This is a genomic window from Nostoc cycadae WK-1 (assembly GCF_002897135.1).
In the GTDB taxonomy this organism is placed as follows: Bacteria; Cyanobacteriota; Cyanobacteriia; order Cyanobacteriales; family Nostocaceae; genus Nostoc_B.
Genome location: NZ_DF978438.1, coordinates 28,513 through 44,601 on the forward strand (window position 1 = coordinate 28,513; position 16,089 = coordinate 44,601).

The following is a 16,089-nucleotide window of genomic DNA, read 5'->3' on the forward strand; positions in this document are numbered from 1 at the left end:
TACTTGATTGCAATTCAAGTCAGGTGGACAATGCAGAAACTTCGCTTGATGCTTGAGTTTTATGTTGCGGATATTGCCCACCTGACGATTACTGAGAATAGTTCAAGATGTGATTTCAAGTATAATTTTGCCGATCGCAACTGGTGAAGTATAGTAACATAAACAAATTACATATTAATCATTAGTAATTATTAACTTATTTATTACTTTTTCTTGGCAATTAGACTTTGTGCTTTATCTTCCATTTCTAAAAGTTCTGGAACAGTCACAAAACGGTATCCTTGCTTGCGAAATCTATTAATAATCTCTGGTAAAGCTTGCACAGTGCGGGAACGATTTCCACCGCCATCGTGCATCAGGACAATACCCCCTGGTTTAGCTAACCGAAAGACATTATCAATCAGCTTTGGTACAGTAGGCTGGGAATAGTCAATCGAATCAGACGACCACATCACAATGGCATACTTGGCATTTTTAGCGTATGCGGCTACGCCATTGTGCATTATTCCTCCAGGTGGGCGAAACAAATTTGTTTTGACACCTGTAGTCTGGTAAATCATGTCTGTTGTATGCTCAATTTCATAGGCCGCTGCTTGTTGATTCATGAAATGATACCAGTGATGCCAAGTGTGGTTAGCAATGACATGACCTTCAGCACTTACCCGCTTGAGTAAGTCTGGATAATTTTTGACGTTTTGACCAACGACGAAAAATGTGGCTTTGATATTATTCTGTTTAAGAATTTCTAGTACTTGTGCCGTACTTTCAGGCCAAGGCCCATCATCAAACGTTAGTGCGATTACTTTTTGATTTGAACTAAGTTTAGCCTCTTTAATTACTGCCCCTTGAAAGCGTGTAGCTAAAGCATAACCAAGACCTTTAGCTTGTGCTTCTTGTTGCCAAGTCGTTAGCATTGCAGCTTTTAAGCCCTCAATCCGCTTTTGAGTACCAACTTTAGCAACTAAATTATTATTTATATTTATACGCTGATTGCTTTGTGCTTCAGAAGCATTTGGTCTCAGAAGCATCATAACAGCAATGCTTAATGTAGCACCCAAGGCAAGCAAAGCAATTAAGATACCTTGCGGCCAAAGTAACGATTTATTGTGTTCCACTTCATAACTCCTTCAAGGGTCGAACCATTATGTATGGTTCTGACGGTAATTTATAGCACACTTTTATCTAAAATTTAGATACTCAAATACTTTCCCTTAATCCTGAAAATTGAGTTCAGTTTTACAGAAGTTTATCTTTGAGTTATCCTGATAAAAAGGTAGTTACACCATAAGTAATTTTACTTAGTGCAAATACTCATTGCAGTGACAGCCATTACATAAACACTGATTTTTGTTGCTAAATTGTTATTTCCCATACTGACAAGCAAGAAAATTCTACTTTCATTGAGAAACTAATCAATTTCTTTAGCTTCAAGAAGCTTCCTAGAGAATTTCTAGAAATGAAGAAAAACTCATGTTCTACAAAATTTTTATCTATAGTTGATGATTTCGTGAGAGTTGGTTATTTACCCACAAGCTCCCCCAATAAATACCCAGTTTTTATTTAATATTGTATATTTTACTGCTAAAAAATATTCTTTGATGTTGAAGAAAAAATTAACTTCTTGCTTTAGCATGAGTTTTTCTGTGCTTTTCATCGATCTATATGCTGGCAATCAACAAAAGCTAGTTTCTCATTATTAAGGAATCATAAGCCGTTAGTTTATATACTCTTTAATCATTCATTTTAGATGATATGAGTAATTCATGATTTTAAATATAATATTTCAGTCTAATCATAATACTATTTAAATTCGTTTTTTATAAAAAAATAAACAAAATTTAATATTAATTCACTCTATGTGTATAATTTAGATAAATCAATTAGCTCTATTAATAATTAGATTTTCACAATTTATTATCTAACCATGCAATAACCTCATCAACTAGAGATTTTATTTCCGCCAAACTACTAATATTACACCCACTACAATAAAGCCCAAACCAAATAAACGTATTAGAGAGATAGGTTCTTTCAATATCCAATATCCTAGCAAGACAGAGAAAATATATCCTATAGATATAGATGGGCCAGCAACACTGAGATTAACTCGCGTGAGCAGCAGAATATAAAACATAGCACCTATGCCATAGCAAGTTAATCCGATTAAAAGTTCTGGTATGGTGATAATACTGAAAATGTGATTAATTGCGTTCCCTAGATGAACCTTCCCTAATTTGTTTGCACCTATTTTCAAAAAGAATTGTCCTGCTGAACTGATGAGGACTGATATAATTAATAAACTAAATTCTTGCGGGGTCATAAGTTGTTACATACCTAAATTTGACGTTCAAACCGCAGGGGAAATAAATTGGCGTTTTTCTCCTAAATTAAAAAATGCAAGTTAAATATGCAGCAGTTTAGGCAGGTAATTGCTTTTGCTTAACTGGATTAAAAGGTAACTATTTAGACTGCATTTCTGAGATTTTAATCAAACCACCAGTTTCTTTGACTGTATATATAGGGCGGGCTTTAACTTCTTCGTAAATTCGCCCAATATACTCGCCTAAAATACCAATACAAATTAACTGTACAGAACCGAGAAAAAATATAGCAATTGTAATCAAGCTGTAGCCAATTAAAGGACTAGTATGGTCAAATAAACGCCAATACAGTACTAGGAGGATCATCAATAGAGCGATCGCAGCTGCTACCATACCTAAATAAGTAGCTAACTTTAATGGCACTGTGGAAAAGGAAATAATGCCATCAATGGCTAAAGCCCAAGACTTACCAAAGGTATATTTAACTTTGCCAGCAAAACGCGGTTCTCGTTCAAAAAGTACAGAAGTTTGGCGAAAACCCACCCAAGCGCGTAAACCGCGAATGTAACGATTACGTTCGGGCATAGCATTGAGAATATCTACAACCTGTCGGTCTAGTAAACAGAAATCTCCTGTATCTGTTGGGATATCGACATGAGATAAACGCCGGAGAATACGGTAAAAAGCATAAGCAGTAAAGCGTTTTAGCCAACTTTCTTGTTTACGCGATAGACGTTGAGCATACACTACTTCATAGCCTTGTTGCCATTTTTCCAGCATCTGGAAGATTAATTCTGGGGGATCTTGCAGATCCGCATCCATAATAATTGCACATTTGCCTTGGACAAAATTTAGCCCAGCGGTGACAGCGATTTGATGACCAAAATTTCGCGCAAAACTGAGGTAACGCACTCGACTATCGAGATGGCGAAGTTCTCGAATCATACTCAAAGAGCGATCGCGGCTACCATCATCCACTAAAATTAACTCAACTTCACCGTCTAACTGCTCCGCCACATGATGCAGACGACGATACATTTCTGTAATATTTTCTTGTTCGTTATAAATGGGAATTACTAAAGAGTATATTGGTTGAATCACTGTTTTTATCAGATTATGAAATCAATGCTGCAAGTTAGGGCAAGATTCAGACAAATATATACTATAAAATTATTGATGTAGTTTTTTATATAAAAATCCTTCTAAAATAATTGAATCTTAAAGATTATATCCAGTTATTGTCATCAATAAACACTCGATTAAATAATTAAACTAAATTTATATATGCGCCCATTCCGAGAAAAAGAATGGCTATTTAGCTTGCTACTAAGTTCTTTACTTCTATGGCTGCTGTGTTTAGGAAATTCCCCCTTACGAGACTGGGATGAAGGTACAGTGGCGCAAGTCGCCCGTGAAATTTGGCGTGCATCCTTTGGTTCGCTGCATTGGCTGTATCCAACTTTATCCGGTGAGCCTTATCATAATAAGCCGCCCCTGATGCACTTGTTAATTGCTTGGTCTTACTCCCTAGGCGGCGTGAATGAATTGACAACCCGCTTACCGGCTGCTGTATTAACAGCATTGGGAGTGCCTTTACTTTATTTAGTGGGGGGTTTGCTGTTTAACGATAGTTTATCAGCTTTATTTGCAGCTTTAGTTTACTTAACAACTTTGCCTGTAGTGCGTCATGGACGCTTGGCAATGTTAGATGGTACCAGCATTACGTTTTTCTTACTATTATTATTTTGTTTATTAAAGTCACGTCAGCAGAAACCTTGGGCTTTAGGTGTGGGATTTTGTCTAGGATTAATTACTCTGACTAAAGGAATGCTAGTTTTGTTGCTGGGTGGTATTGCTGGATTATTTATTTTAGTATCGTCGCAATTCGCTGTGTTCCGTAACCCCTATTTATGGACAGGAATTTTGTTAGGAATTGCGCCGGCGATCGCTTGGTATATTGCCCAATGGCAGTATTATGGTGGTAACTTCTTACAAATCAATCTACAAGCCCAAACTTTTGACCGCATATCCCAACCTGTTGAGGGTAATACAGGCGCTCCTTGGTATTATTTACTGGAGCTATTGAAATATGCTTTTCCTTGGTTATTATTTTGGCCAGAAGGATTTTATCTAGCTTGGAAAAAACGGTCTTCTAGCTGGGGTAGCTTAGTTTTAGTAGGCACGACTATGTACTTTTTAGCTATTTCTTTAATAACTACAAAATTGCCTTGGTATGTTATGCCTATATACCCATTTTTAGCATTGGCAATTGGGGCAGAACTCAGTGAAATTTGGCAAAGAAAAGTATTTAATCCTAGGATTTGGTTAGTATTTATAGTTATTATGGCGCTTGCAGGTTTAGGCGGTATTGTTTACTTTACTGTTGCACAAAAAGAGCCTGTATTAATCGCTATGAGTATTGTTTTAACAATTAGTATGAGTGTGGTTGCATGGTTAATTTATAATCGCGATCGCATATTTATTCCTGTGTTATTTTCTGGGATGTATTTAGTCTTATTACTATTGATGAGTTCCCAATCTTGGATTTGGGAATTAAATGAAGCATTCCCAGTTAAACCAGTGGCAGAATTAATTCGTAATCACGTTTCCCCAGGGGCAAAAATCTACACATCCTTTGCTTATAGCCGTCCTAGCTTAAATTTTTATTGTGATTGTCAAGTGATTCCAGCAACCATGCCTATTCTGCAACAAATGTGGGCAAATAATGATTATTTACTTTTAGATAAGTCCAGATTAAAAAACCTAAATTTACCTATGAGTAAAGTTTTAGGTAGTTCTGAAGATTTTAGTTTAATTGCACCATAGCTCTTGATTCAGGAAAAATTATAAATCAATTTTCAATACCTTTCTTAAATAAGAATACATCATCACGCTGGTATTTTAATTGAAAATCGGGATCATTTTTGAGTTTCTCTAATAATTTTAGATTTAACTCTTGATTACCAGATAAGTCATGATGACGTGTATTAAGTAAGATATAATCAAATATATTTACTTGTGCTAAAGGCAAATTATCTTGAATTAAATTAATGCTGGGGCGATGACTTAAATGCGGAGCAATTTTCGCAGTTGTGAGAACGCTACCTTGAGTTTTTACCAAAGCTATCGCTTCTCTTGTAGCTTGCCAAGTGTCGGTAGACTGGAGATATATACCAAAAAAATGAGTATATTTTGCTAGACATAAAAATCCTACTAACGACCATATAATAATCCCTCGTTTATGTTGGATTAATCCTTTTCCCGCTGCCAAGCTTGAAATTAAAACTAACAATATAAATGGTAAAGCTGGGAGAGAATACTGGTGGATTAAATCTTTTTGTGGTTGGTAGTCAGCGATTATATTAAGCGCTATGCAAGGGATAGCAGCTACCAAAGATTTTATTCCCGTAAGTGAAAAACCCCAAATAACAGGTGCTAGTAGCAGTACTAAATATTCTAAGTTGCTTAATACAAATACTTTTCCTAAAATTAGTTCTGGTTGAAAAATTATATTTTTAGCAATTTCTGGAACTGAGTTACCTAAATAACTATAACGCCCAACTGCTGCTGGTTCTGCACCACTAAAAGTAGGAATAATTACTCTAGATGCTATCAAAAACCAAGCTACACCAGCAGAAAGCGCGATCGCACCGTGTAAACGCCGCTTTTCAAACACAAATAACCAAAACCCCATCGCCGCAACTGTGAATGAAAGCACAGCTTTACACCCTAATATCAGGAATATATATAAGCAAAACCATCTTATTTGATTACGACGTGCCGCTAAAACTGCTGCCAAGAATAAAGGTAAAGCAATTACTTCTGGATGAAAATCAAATAAATTGACGTTAAATATTAAAGGATATAAGAGATAAACCGCCGCCATTGCAATTGATTGACTTTCTTTTAATCCAGATTGGCGTGCTAATTGCCAAGTAGGTAAAGCGCCTGATGCTAAAGCAATTGCCTGTACTGCGAATAGCCAGTAAACACTAGGATAAATTTTATAAAGTAAAGCCAAGGGATACCAAATCCAAGCTGCATGATCGCCGAGAATGTGATAACCCATGAATGTCGAAATTGGTGGTTTTCCTTGACTAATTAAATATGCTGCTTGGTCAAAAATTCCTAAATCAAAAGCAGTTGATTGAAAAAATTCATGACGTAAAATACTAGATGCAAATAAAATTAATGCACTTACACCTGTCATCCAAAATACAGAATTAATTGCTGGTGATCGCATAAAAAATATTGTTAAATTTTAGCGTGTTGAATTAATTTTCTGTGCTGTTAGCACAACAGACACACCAAAAGGTAAACTGACTCGATTAATTAAATAACGTTCACTGGCAAACAAAAAAGTTAAAAACTTATTGATAGGTTTCGCTGGTAAATTTAAATCACTACTAGCATCCGCTTTTTTGTCAAGTTTGAGGAGATTTTTTAACAAACGTATTCCAGCTACTAGGGGAAATAACCAAGTATTAAAATAGCTACCATAGCAGACAGTATAGCCAGCTTGTTTCACAACTCGTTGTAATTTTTTCAATGTATAACGGCGTTTATGATGATTAATTTCATCATGGTAACTCCATAAAAATTGATAAGCTGGCACTGTAATTAATAACCAACTATTTGGATTTAATCTACTAGACAATGCTTCTAAAGCAGCTAAATCATCATCAATATGCTCTAAAACATCTAAGATCACAATTAAGTCATACTGGCTAGTAAACGGAATTTTATCAGGTAAGCTACCTTGTTGTACTGTAGTGACTCGCCGTTCGTTAGCCAACAGACAAGCAGTTTCATCTAACTCCATTGCGGCAACTTCACCGTAACGAGCTAACATACTTAAGTTACCACCAGTGGCACAGCCAGCCTCTAGAATTTTGGCCTGTTTGGGAAGTTTGAGTTGACGAATCAATGCCTCTACAATTCGACGGCGACCAACAAACCACCAATGTTGATCCTCAACGGCAGCATACTGTAGATAAAAATTTTTATCCATTCAGATATTTGGTGTCTGAGCAATAATGCCAATATTTTCACACTTTTTCGTAGCACTTAGAACTTTTGATGAATGATTGTAGGGATTGCTGTTATATCTGAGTCCCAAGCAATTTATAGTGGGAGTTATCTGTAAATCCTTAAGCAATTGTGAAAGCTATTACTCTTCTTGGTTCCACAGGCTCAATCGGTACTCAGACTTTAGATATTGTCGCTCAGTACCCAGATAAGTTTCGGATTGTGGGATTGGCAGCAGGGAATAATGTGGAGATGTTTGCGGAGCAAATTCGGCAGTTTCGTCCGAGTATAGCAGCGATCGCATCTGAAGATAAATTACCCGCACTCCAAGCAGCCATCCAAGACCTCGATCCCCAGCCAATTTTACTAGCTGGCAAAGCCGGAGTGATTGAAGTTGCTCGCTATGGCGATGCCGAAACTGTTGTTACAGGTATTGTTGGTTGTGCTGGTTTATTACCAACTATCGCCGCCATTGAAGCAGGTAAAGATATTGCCCTCGCCAACAAAGAAACCTTGATTGCTGGTAGCCCTGTAGTTCTACCCTTGGTGGAAAAACATGGGGTAAAACTCTTACCTGCTGATTCTGAGCATTCAGCCATATTTCAGTGTCTGCAAGGCGTTCCTCAAGGCGGCTTACGCAAGATTTTACTGACAGCCTCCGGTGGCGCTTTCCGTGATTGGCCTGTAGAAAAATTGCCAGAAGTCACGGTGGCGGATGCGCTCAAACATCCTAACTGGTCAATGGGCAAAAAAATTACTGTAGACTCGGCTACTTTGATGAATAAAGGTTTGGAAGTAATTGAAGCTCACTTTCTGTTTGGCTTAGATTACGACAATATCGAAATTGTCATCCATCCCCAAAGCATCATCCACTCGTTAATCGAGTTACAAGATACATCCGTCTTAGCCCAACTTGGCTGGCCGGATATGCGTTTACCCCTGTTATATGCTTTATCTTGGCCTGATCGCATTTACACCGATTGGGAACGCCTTGATTTAGTCAAAGCTGGCAGTTTTACCTTCCGTGAGCCAGATCATCAAAAATATCCTTGTATGCAGTTAGCATATAGCGCAGGTAAGGCAGGTGGCTCTATGCCGGCTGTGTTGAATGCCGCTAATGAGCAAGCTGTAGCTTTATTTTTAGCAGAGAAAATTCGCTTTTTAGATATTCCTCGCTGTATTGAATGGGTATGCGATCGCCATCAAAATGATAACTGTAAAAATCCTTCTTTAGATGACATTTTGGCAGCCGATCTATGGGCAAGACAAGAAGTTTTAACAGCAACTAAAAATTTAGTAACTTCCCCACAGATGATTTCTTTGCCATAAAAACTCAGATATAGCAATCATATTTGATTTGTAAAAATTCAGAAACTCAGATCCCCGGCTTATCCTATGAAGTTGGGGATCTTATTTTTATAAATTTTTTCTAAAGAATAGCACCATTGATGAATTCCTGTTTCAATTTCCGGTATTATTACCAAACAATAGTTTTATAATCTTTCCCAATTACAAATTAAAAATTACGAACTACAAATTATCATGATTCCTACTTTAATTATTGCTTGGATTGTATTTACAATATTGTGGAAAATTGTCAAAACAACTGTGAGCAATGCCTTAACTATTGCTGCAATTATTGTTTTACTACAAGTGGGTTTTGGCATTACACCACAAGATATTTGGCATCAGATAATTCAGTTTACTCAAACTCTTTCGCAGATTCGCGTTAATAAGTAATCAGACTTTAAGCAAAAAGTCTGACCATCTTCTTTGGGTACAGGGAACAGCTTTGAAAACCCACCCGAATATTTAAATACAAGCTCACACCAGTTTATGCCAGTCGGGAAACCCGTCCATACAAATGGCTCCCTAATTTTCAGATGGGTATTTCCCTATTATCTGTTGTCCGTTCCCTGTTCCTTGTTAATTAAGACTTCTAACTTCTGAATTCTTAATTAATTACTATGTAACGCAGAAATCCTAGCCAGTGCATCTTTAACGCTTACAGGTAGCTGACGCATAATCTTACCTCTTTCTCGATCTAAAGCTACCAAGGTTACTTTAGCCGTGACATACAATTGCTGTCCATCAACTGAGACAATTGCATAATCCCAGTTAATCCGGACACCAGTCACTTCAGTCATACGAGTTTTAACTACAGCCTGCATACCCAATTGAATGGAACGGTGATAGCGTACTGAAAGTTCTACCACTGGTAAATCGCAGCCTAGTGCAACTAAATCAGCAAATTCAATCCCAATAGAACGTAAACACTCTACTCTTGCTTCTTCCATCCAAGTTAGATAAGTCCCATGCCAGACAATACCTGCATAGTCTGTATGATGGGGTTGCACTCTGATGGGATATTCAAACCAGCTTTCAAAAGCACGACTATCTGTAATTTCGATAGCATCGGTTGGTGGTAGTGCTGGGTTTGGTTGTGATTCAGACATTTTTCAGTTTGTGAAAAATTATAGTTTTCCACATCTGGAATATCACAAAAAGGAGACATCTATGCCACAAAATCGCCAAAATTATCTGGCGATAGCAAGGCATAATTCTCATCACCATACTGCAAAATATATCTCAGTTGCCTGACGCTAACATCACAGATACAGCAACCAAAAATTCAATGATTTTCAATGTCACACAAAACAATGACATCACCAATAGTACTTGCTTGGTAAATTCGCCCTTTTTTTCAAGATGACAGTGATTTATCTTCACTATCGCAGATGCACAAAATCTGAAAAATTTTTTCTATCTTAGTTCACGGACACAAAACATTTCACAATCTAGTCATTAACTAATCTTATTGAAGGTAATGGTGAATAGGTAATGGGGGATGAAAAACCCTGCCACAATTACCAATTACCAATTACCAGTGAGCCATTGTTAATGAGCAATTTATTCGGGAAGTTTGTTAGAAAATAACCCATCCGATCTAGAAATCCTTAACTCTTTTTGGCTAAGGCTTTACCACTCGTATAAGCTGGTGCAGATTGCTTCACAAGATTTGCCAGTTCCTGTAACTGGTTAATTGCTTCTGCTCCTTCTAACTTCATTAATTCGCGGTCATCCCGCATTTCTGTCCAAGTAATCCCATAATCTGATACCAAAAATCTAATCAGGTGGTTGTTTCCTAGACTCACCATAAATGAAGCACTATTCATTTGGTCGCCACAGGTATAACAAGACGCAGGATAACCGCGTCGTTCTAATACAATAGCCAAGGCTTGCAAGTTCATTACCAAGTCTTGAACAAATTGTCGATGTTGATGCGCTAGTCTCAGAAACACGTTTTTCCTCCAGACACCACAGTCATTTTAGTCACTTTTATATTTTTTTTAGATTTTCTCACCCACTGGTATTGTAAACTATTCATTACAATTCCCGGATATATTTGCAGTAGTTAATTAACTACCTAGCTTAGGGTATGAGATAACTGTTAAGTTTGCCGTATCAAACTATTCAGTTTGCAAGTTTAATCTTTCAGACAGAAATCCAAAAATTATTGTTTCTTCATGTACTTCTGTGAGTAAAGATGATACCTTGCAGCGATCCGCTTTAAGAGTACCCAGATTTAGTACTAGGCAACCACAGAGAAGTTACGGATATCGTGTTTACCAGCTATGTGTAGCCTAACCTATGATGGGCAAAAGCTTTAATACCCTTTAATGTTCTTTACGCCTTTGTTTGGCTAGTCAATGAAGAGTATAGTTAAGTCCTAGTTTAGTACTACCTAAATGTTGGGTAATAAATAATTTACGCCTCCTAAATAAATATATGGAGTTCGGTAGAAAAACTTGCAGAGATGAGATGCTGATTTCTATCGATATTAATAGATTGGCAGAAAATTTTGATACAGAAAGTGTTCTGAGACACTAAGATAATTTTTTACCCAACTATCTCTAGACTAAACCCAGAGAATAACGAAACTCAGAATAGGGATGTTGCCATTTTGCCAGGTTGTGATCAAAAAAGAATTAAAAATTGAATTTTGCGTGCCTGGCGAAAGAGTAAGCGGGTGTACTTATGCTCCTGGAAATAGGAGAACTTATTTTTACAGAAATTCTGTTATCCTATAGTATTTGAGACTTAAGGTTTGTCACTCTAACAATAGTTAGAGATTAATGCAACAAACCTCTGTATAACTTCAGCAAATCTTGATTAATCAAAATTCTATAGTTTTAGAGGGCGATCGCCCAAAATTTTCTCTCAAAGCGTTTTTAGGCATTTTCTCAGGCGATCGCCAAACTTAGTGAAATAATAGGACATCAGTCAAGAAAATTTCTGCGTTCACAAATATGTGAAAGACATCGCCGCTTACTAACCAGGAAGTTGCTTTTTCAATGCTTCCAAACCAGCCCAGCGGTTATCAACAGGCTTTTCTGAACTCTCATCAACACTACTCAAAATACCTGGACAATTCAGGTCACACAACTGTCGCTGAGGCATTTCTAAGCACATCTGTTCATATAGCCATTCACTAGGATAAAAATATCCATTGGGTGAGAGAGTTTCTACCAAGTCTTCCATAGCTATTTCCCGTTCTAGGGGCAAGTCTTGTGGTTGATTGGCGGCCTCATCCAACCAAATAATTTCTTTGGTGTTCAGCGCTAACCGACGATTGTACTGTTGCAAACAGCGGTTACATGTACAAGTAATAATAGTTTCTGCCTGACCGGACACTTCTAGGTAATTGCCATGATGCTGTACACGGACACGACCCCGAACTGGTGTCAACGTTTCTAGTCCAGGCAGAAACTCTTGAACCTGAATTTCCTCTGTCCGCTCCGGGGCTTTGGTGAGCTGCGGAATAAAAATTGCGTCCATAGGATTTGTGAGACATCCTCACTAACAGTTATCTTGCCAATCAGCAATTCTGCTGATACTACATCTTTAATTTTAGCTCTTATAACAGTCGAAATTGCTGACTGGGTGAGCTTTTATCATTCCACCGCTGGACGCACAACCAAATGACGATGTGGTTCTTTGCCACGGCTGAAGGTTTCTAAATCAGAAAATTCCTTGAGGAAGGTGTGGATTTGCCGCCGTTCAGCTGAACTAAGGGATTTAATTTCCACTTCTCTACCAAAGGTTCGCACTTCGTCAGCTGCTGCTTCAGCTAAAGCGCGAATTTCTGCTTGCCTTTTGACGCGATAACCATTCAACTCAATGGTGTAGGATGCTTGTTCTTCCTGTGGTTGGTTCAGGTTAAGGACAGAATTAGCTAGATACTGAATTGCATCTAGCACAGAACCATCAGCACCAATGAGAACTTGAATTTGCGTCGATGTTAAGTTGGTTTCTTCAATTGTCAACCAGTAATTATCTGGTTCTGGGGCATCGTCATATTGAGGTTGGGCTACTTCTATCTCACCCCGAATCTCCGCAGAGACCCCAGTAAGCTCCAGCAGTGATTTTAACCACTGCTGACCTCGCTGCATGGAACTGTTACTCATCTATCAACCTGTAGCCTTTTTCTTAGAACTTTTTGGTTCAAAAGGTAATGACTTTTGTTCTGCTACTGTTTCTTTCTCTTGGATAGCTACAATTTTTTGTAGTTCCTCTGATAAGGGTTCACGAGAGAGAATATAAGTTTGCAGAGTTTGGAAAATATTACCAATCACCATATACATCAGCACCCCAGCAGGTAAGGGGAAGAACAAAAACATTCCCGAAAAGATCACTGGGGTGATTTTGTTGACTGTATCTTGTTGTGGGTTGCCACCGCTGGAGTTCTGCCCTGAAAGAATTTGGCTAACGTAGAGACTGATACCAAAGAAGATCACCATAGCTACAATATCCCAGTGGATCGTACCGTCGGGATCAACTGCGCCAACTCTACCCAAGGCATCGATAAACAAAAATCCTTTGTCTGCTGCTAGTCCGGGAATTGTGCCTTGAAGTGTCACATCTCCTGGTTGTAAGGCTTCGATGTTACCTTGAGCATCAACTGTGATTCTTTCTTCTCCTTTAATGATTTTCCATTCTGGGGTGAGTTTTGTTTCTGGATGTTCTGTCAATAAGACATCAAAAGGTTTGCCTTCTAAAGTCTGATATTGTATTTTTGTTTTTTCTCCCACTGCTAGTTTGTTACCGCTAGGGAGGATAGCAGTTACTTTATGGTGTTCTCCATCAGCCACATAAATGTTTTGTGGGGCAGTAGCAAAGGCTTGTGGTTGAATTCTTTCTATTTGTTCAGATGGCAAGATTTGGAGGTTAACGGAGTAATTCACGCCTGCAAAAGGTGATCCCCGTAAAGTGGCAAACAGCGCTAACAACACAGGCATTTGTAACAGCAATGGCAAACATCCTGCTAAGGGGTTGCCGAACTCCTTTTGGACGTTCATCATTTCTTCTTGCTGCTTTTGTGGGTCGTCTTTATAACGCTCTTTGATTTCTGCCATCCGCTTTTGCATGAGAGGCTGCACAATTCGCATCCGCCGCATATTGCGGATTGAGCCAGCACTCAGGGGATAAAGCGCAAAGCGGACTATCAATGTCAAGGCAACGATCGCCAATCCATAGCTCGGCAAAATGCCGTAGAAAAAGTCTATGATTGGCAACATGACGTTGTTTGAGAGGAAGCCGATACCAAAATCCATTATTCTGAATTCAACCTGAGGTACTGTAAATTTAACTGAATCTAATTTATCTAAATCGTGATTCGGCTGCGACTATATCTCGCTACGGATAGCCGCACATTAAGAAATTTGGGGAGTGGGAAGTGGTGAGTAGGTAGTTTTTGATAAATGGGAAGTTTTGAATTTTTTATTTTATACAAAGCAGTTATTGCTTTCCCTGTTCCCTACTCCCTACTCCCTACTCCCTATTTTTTATTTAGCACCAGTATAAGTGGGGTTTTTAGTAGCAATTCTTTCATTAATGTAGTCATATACTTCGCGGAAGTTGGGAACTGCCCGCATTTCTAAACGACTGCCATTTCTGAGGGTGACTACCATGTCTCCCCAAATACCAACGCCACGGGGAACTTTGACGATTTTCACAATTTCTGAGTAAATGATGTCAGTGCGATCGCGCCCCATCCAACCGCCTGTCAAAGAAATTCGACGATCTGTAATTCGGTAACGCAGCCACAATGCTCTGACAATCGCCCCAACTGTTAAAGGGATACCTACAACAGTTAATCCAATCAGTAAGTTGAGAATTAAGTCCCCAATGTGAGGGCCGCCTTCATAATAAACTTCTTCACGAATGCCCATTTAATACCTCAGCTTGTGCCAACAACTGCTCTAATTCTTGCAGAAATTGTTGGCTTCCGCACTTAGATTCTGCTGCTGTGGGTTTTACCACAAATACCAACCGCCATCCTGGAGATAATTTTGGCAACAACTGATGCAACGCTGCTGCCATTTGACGTTTTATTCGGTTACGCACTACGGCCTTTTTACTGACTTTAGTGCTGATCGATATGCCAATTTGTGTACTAACAACTTTTTTAACTTCAGTTGCTAGTGTAGTTGTTGTGGCAGTATCACCAGAAGGTTCTGGATAATATCTCGGTCGTAAAGCTCTCAAGGTGAAATGAGAGCTTTGTCGCCGAATTCCTTCTCGGAAAACTGCCTGAAAATCTTTGCGAGATTTTAATCGATTCGCCTTGGGCAAAGCCACAGCCCCTCTAGTTGCTGAAAACGCTCTAAACGCTCAGACGATAACGTCCTCTTTTTCTTCTAGCTTTAATCACGTTTCTTCCGTCTGGTGTCCGCATTCTGGCACGAAAACCGGAGGTTCTTTTTCTCTTACGGCATGTGCCGCCCAGGGTTCTTTTCATACTGTTGTCCTCTAAGGCGATTCTTATAAAAAGTCACAATCTATAATCTTACTATTGTGTATAGTCAATAGTCCAGAGTCCATAGTTAAAAAGCAGAAAGTTGGGAAGCTAAGAATACAACAGCTAACAAGTGACTATTGACCATTGACTCGTGACTTAGCTGATACTTAAAATCCAAGACCCTACATAACGCAGTAGTGGGGTATCTCCTGGCGAGAGAACCTGACAGTTGAAATAGTAAACTCCACCGAAGGAAGGGTTCTGCACATTAGATAAAACTAATTCAACGCTGCGACCTGCTGGGACTGGTTCTTGGGGAAATATTTCGATAATTCGACCTTCTTTATCCCATTTCACTTCTGAAAGAGGTACTTTTTTGCCTTTGACTCGCACTTCTATTTTTTTGGGATCAAAACTGCCTTTGTAGTAATTGGGATAGGTAATGGCAAATTGAGCCACTGCCAATTTCATTTTTTGTTGGGGAATTCTCAGAATGTATCTATCGGTGCTGTTAGTTTGTCCACCAAAATCTAACCGGAAAGGCAGCTGGTTTTCAGCTTTCACGCCGCTGAATAGGGTTAATCCAGGTAAACTTTGTGCAAAGACTTGAGTTGTCAATCCTGTGACTAGACAGCTAGTTACAGCTAAAGCCGAAAGAATTGCTACTTGCGGCTTGCGTCGAATCCAATTGCCAAAATGTAAACGTTGCATAGTTAGGCTCCTCTAGCAGATATAGCTGGTTGATGTAAATACTTTAGTTGAGTATTCGTAACTAAACTTTACTACTGAATTCTTGACAATGGACGACTAGCGAAAATAAAAAGTGCCATAGGAGGCTGATAGCAGTCCCTATTGGGACTAGATACTAGTCTGTTTACTCAGCACTTTTAAAAATGGGTATGTTGCTAAATATGTACGAGTGTATCTAAATTTTGAGAG

The 16,089-nt window shown here is 38.6% G+C and carries 17 protein-coding genes; 3 read left to right on the forward strand and 14 right to left on the reverse strand.

The window, feature by feature from the left end:
• Nucleotides 1–203: 203 nt before the first annotated feature.
• The 3 genes from NCWK1_RS22960 to NCWK1_RS22970 all read right to left on the reverse strand — a co-directional run bounded on the left by NCWK1_RS22960 (nt 204) and on the right by NCWK1_RS22970 (nt 3,422).
• Nucleotides 204–1,115: a polysaccharide deacetylase family protein gene (locus NCWK1_RS22960; RefSeq protein ID WP_103126305.1), complete on the reverse strand. Its 912-nt coding sequence runs from the start codon at nt 1,113–1,115 to the stop codon at nt 204–206.
• A gap of 836 nt (nt 1,116–1,951) precedes the next feature.
• Nucleotides 1,952–2,320: an EamA family transporter gene (locus NCWK1_RS22965; RefSeq protein WP_096582580.1), complete on the reverse strand. Its 369-nt coding sequence runs from the start codon at nt 2,318–2,320 to the stop codon at nt 1,952–1,954.
• Nucleotides 2,321–2,459: 139 nt separating this feature from the next.
• On the reverse strand, nt 2,460–3,422 hold the full coding sequence (locus tag NCWK1_RS22970; RefSeq protein WP_096582582.1) for a glycosyltransferase family 2 protein: 963 nt from the start codon (nt 3,420–3,422) through the stop codon (nt 2,460–2,462).
• A gap of 183 nt (nt 3,423–3,605) precedes the next feature.
• Here NCWK1_RS22970 and NCWK1_RS22975 point away from each other — a divergent pair, with 183 nt between their 5' ends.
• Nucleotides 3,606–5,147 (forward strand): ArnT family glycosyltransferase, encoded by a 1,542-nt coding sequence (locus tag NCWK1_RS22975; RefSeq protein ID WP_103126306.1) that lies wholly within the window; start codon nt 3,606–3,608, stop codon nt 5,145–5,147.
• Nucleotides 5,148–5,172: 25 nt separating this feature from the next.
• Here NCWK1_RS22975 and NCWK1_RS22980 read toward each other — a convergent pair whose 3' ends face one another.
• Both NCWK1_RS22980 and NCWK1_RS22985 read right to left on the reverse strand, forming a co-directional pair.
• On the reverse strand, nt 5,173–6,564 hold the full coding sequence (locus tag NCWK1_RS22980) for a DUF2079 domain-containing protein (protein WP_103126307.1): 1,392 nt from the start codon (nt 6,562–6,564) through the stop codon (nt 5,173–5,175).
• An 18-nt stretch (nt 6,565–6,582) separates the two neighbouring features.
• Entirely contained in the window at nt 6,583–7,332 is a 750-nt protein-coding gene (locus tag NCWK1_RS22985; protein ID WP_103126308.1) for a class I SAM-dependent methyltransferase, read from the reverse strand.
• A gap of 149 nt (nt 7,333–7,481) precedes the next feature.
• Between NCWK1_RS22985 and dxr the strand changes: the two genes are divergently transcribed.
• Together dxr and NCWK1_RS22995 are read left to right on the forward strand one after the other, a co-directional pair.
• Nucleotides 7,482–8,678, forward strand: a complete 1,197-nt coding sequence (gene dxr / locus NCWK1_RS22990) for a 1-deoxy-D-xylulose-5-phosphate reductoisomerase (RefSeq protein ID WP_103126309.1) — start codon at nt 7,482–7,484, stop codon at nt 8,676–8,678.
• A gap of 213 nt (nt 8,679–8,891) precedes the next feature.
• On the forward strand, nt 8,892–9,089 hold the full coding sequence (locus NCWK1_RS22995; RefSeq protein WP_044500417.1) for a hypothetical protein: 198 nt from the start codon (nt 8,892–8,894) through the stop codon (nt 9,087–9,089).
• A gap of 218 nt (nt 9,090–9,307) precedes the next feature.
• Here NCWK1_RS22995 and NCWK1_RS23000 read toward each other — a convergent pair whose 3' ends face one another.
• The 9 genes from NCWK1_RS23000 to NCWK1_RS23040 all read right to left on the reverse strand — a co-directional run bounded on the left by NCWK1_RS23000 (nt 9,308) and on the right by NCWK1_RS23040 (nt 15,861).
• Nucleotides 9,308–9,805: an acyl-CoA thioesterase gene (locus NCWK1_RS23000; protein WP_096582592.1), complete on the reverse strand. Its 498-nt coding sequence runs from the start codon at nt 9,803–9,805 to the stop codon at nt 9,308–9,310.
• 501 nt (nt 9,806–10,306) lie between these two features.
• Nucleotides 10,307–10,651 carry a DUF1815 family protein gene (locus NCWK1_RS23005; RefSeq protein WP_096582594.1) on the reverse strand — a complete coding sequence of 115 codons (345 nt, stop codon included), beginning with the start codon at nt 10,649–10,651 and terminating at the stop codon, nt 10,307–10,309.
• A 1,030-nt stretch (nt 10,652–11,681) separates the two neighbouring features.
• The gene (locus NCWK1_RS23010) at nt 11,682–12,188 is read right to left on the reverse strand and encodes a YceD family protein (protein ID WP_103126310.1); all 507 of its coding nucleotides are present in this window, start codon (nt 12,186–12,188) and stop codon (nt 11,682–11,684) included.
• A gap of 116 nt (nt 12,189–12,304) precedes the next feature.
• Complete coding sequence (locus NCWK1_RS23015; RefSeq protein WP_103126311.1) at nt 12,305–12,817, reverse strand: Jag family protein; 513 nt, start codon at nt 12,815–12,817, stop codon at nt 12,305–12,307.
• A 3-nt stretch (nt 12,818–12,820) separates the two neighbouring features.
• Nucleotides 12,821–13,963 carry a membrane protein insertase YidC gene (gene yidC, locus NCWK1_RS23020; protein ID WP_096582600.1) on the reverse strand — a complete coding sequence of 381 codons (1,143 nt, stop codon included), beginning with the start codon at nt 13,961–13,963 and terminating at the stop codon, nt 12,821–12,823.
• 231 nt (nt 13,964–14,194) lie between these two features.
• Nucleotides 14,195–14,581, reverse strand: coding sequence for a PH domain-containing protein (locus NCWK1_RS23025; RefSeq protein ID WP_096582602.1), 387 nt, complete (start codon nt 14,579–14,581; stop codon nt 14,195–14,197).
• Nucleotides 14,568–14,990 (reverse strand): ribonuclease P protein component, encoded by a 423-nt coding sequence (gene rnpA / locus NCWK1_RS23030; RefSeq protein WP_103126312.1) that lies wholly within the window; start codon nt 14,988–14,990, stop codon nt 14,568–14,570. Before rnpA ends, NCWK1_RS23025 begins: the two co-directional genes overlap by 14 nt.
• Before the next feature lie 25 nt (nt 14,991–15,015).
• Nucleotides 15,016–15,150, reverse strand: coding sequence for a 50S ribosomal protein L34 (rpmH, locus tag NCWK1_RS23035; RefSeq protein ID WP_015111131.1), 135 nt, complete (start codon nt 15,148–15,150; stop codon nt 15,016–15,018).
• A gap of 156 nt (nt 15,151–15,306) precedes the next feature.
• Nucleotides 15,307–15,861, reverse strand: a complete 555-nt coding sequence (locus tag NCWK1_RS23040) for a DUF2808 domain-containing protein (RefSeq protein ID WP_096582606.1) — start codon at nt 15,859–15,861, stop codon at nt 15,307–15,309.
• Nucleotides 15,862–16,089: the final 228 nt, after the last annotated feature.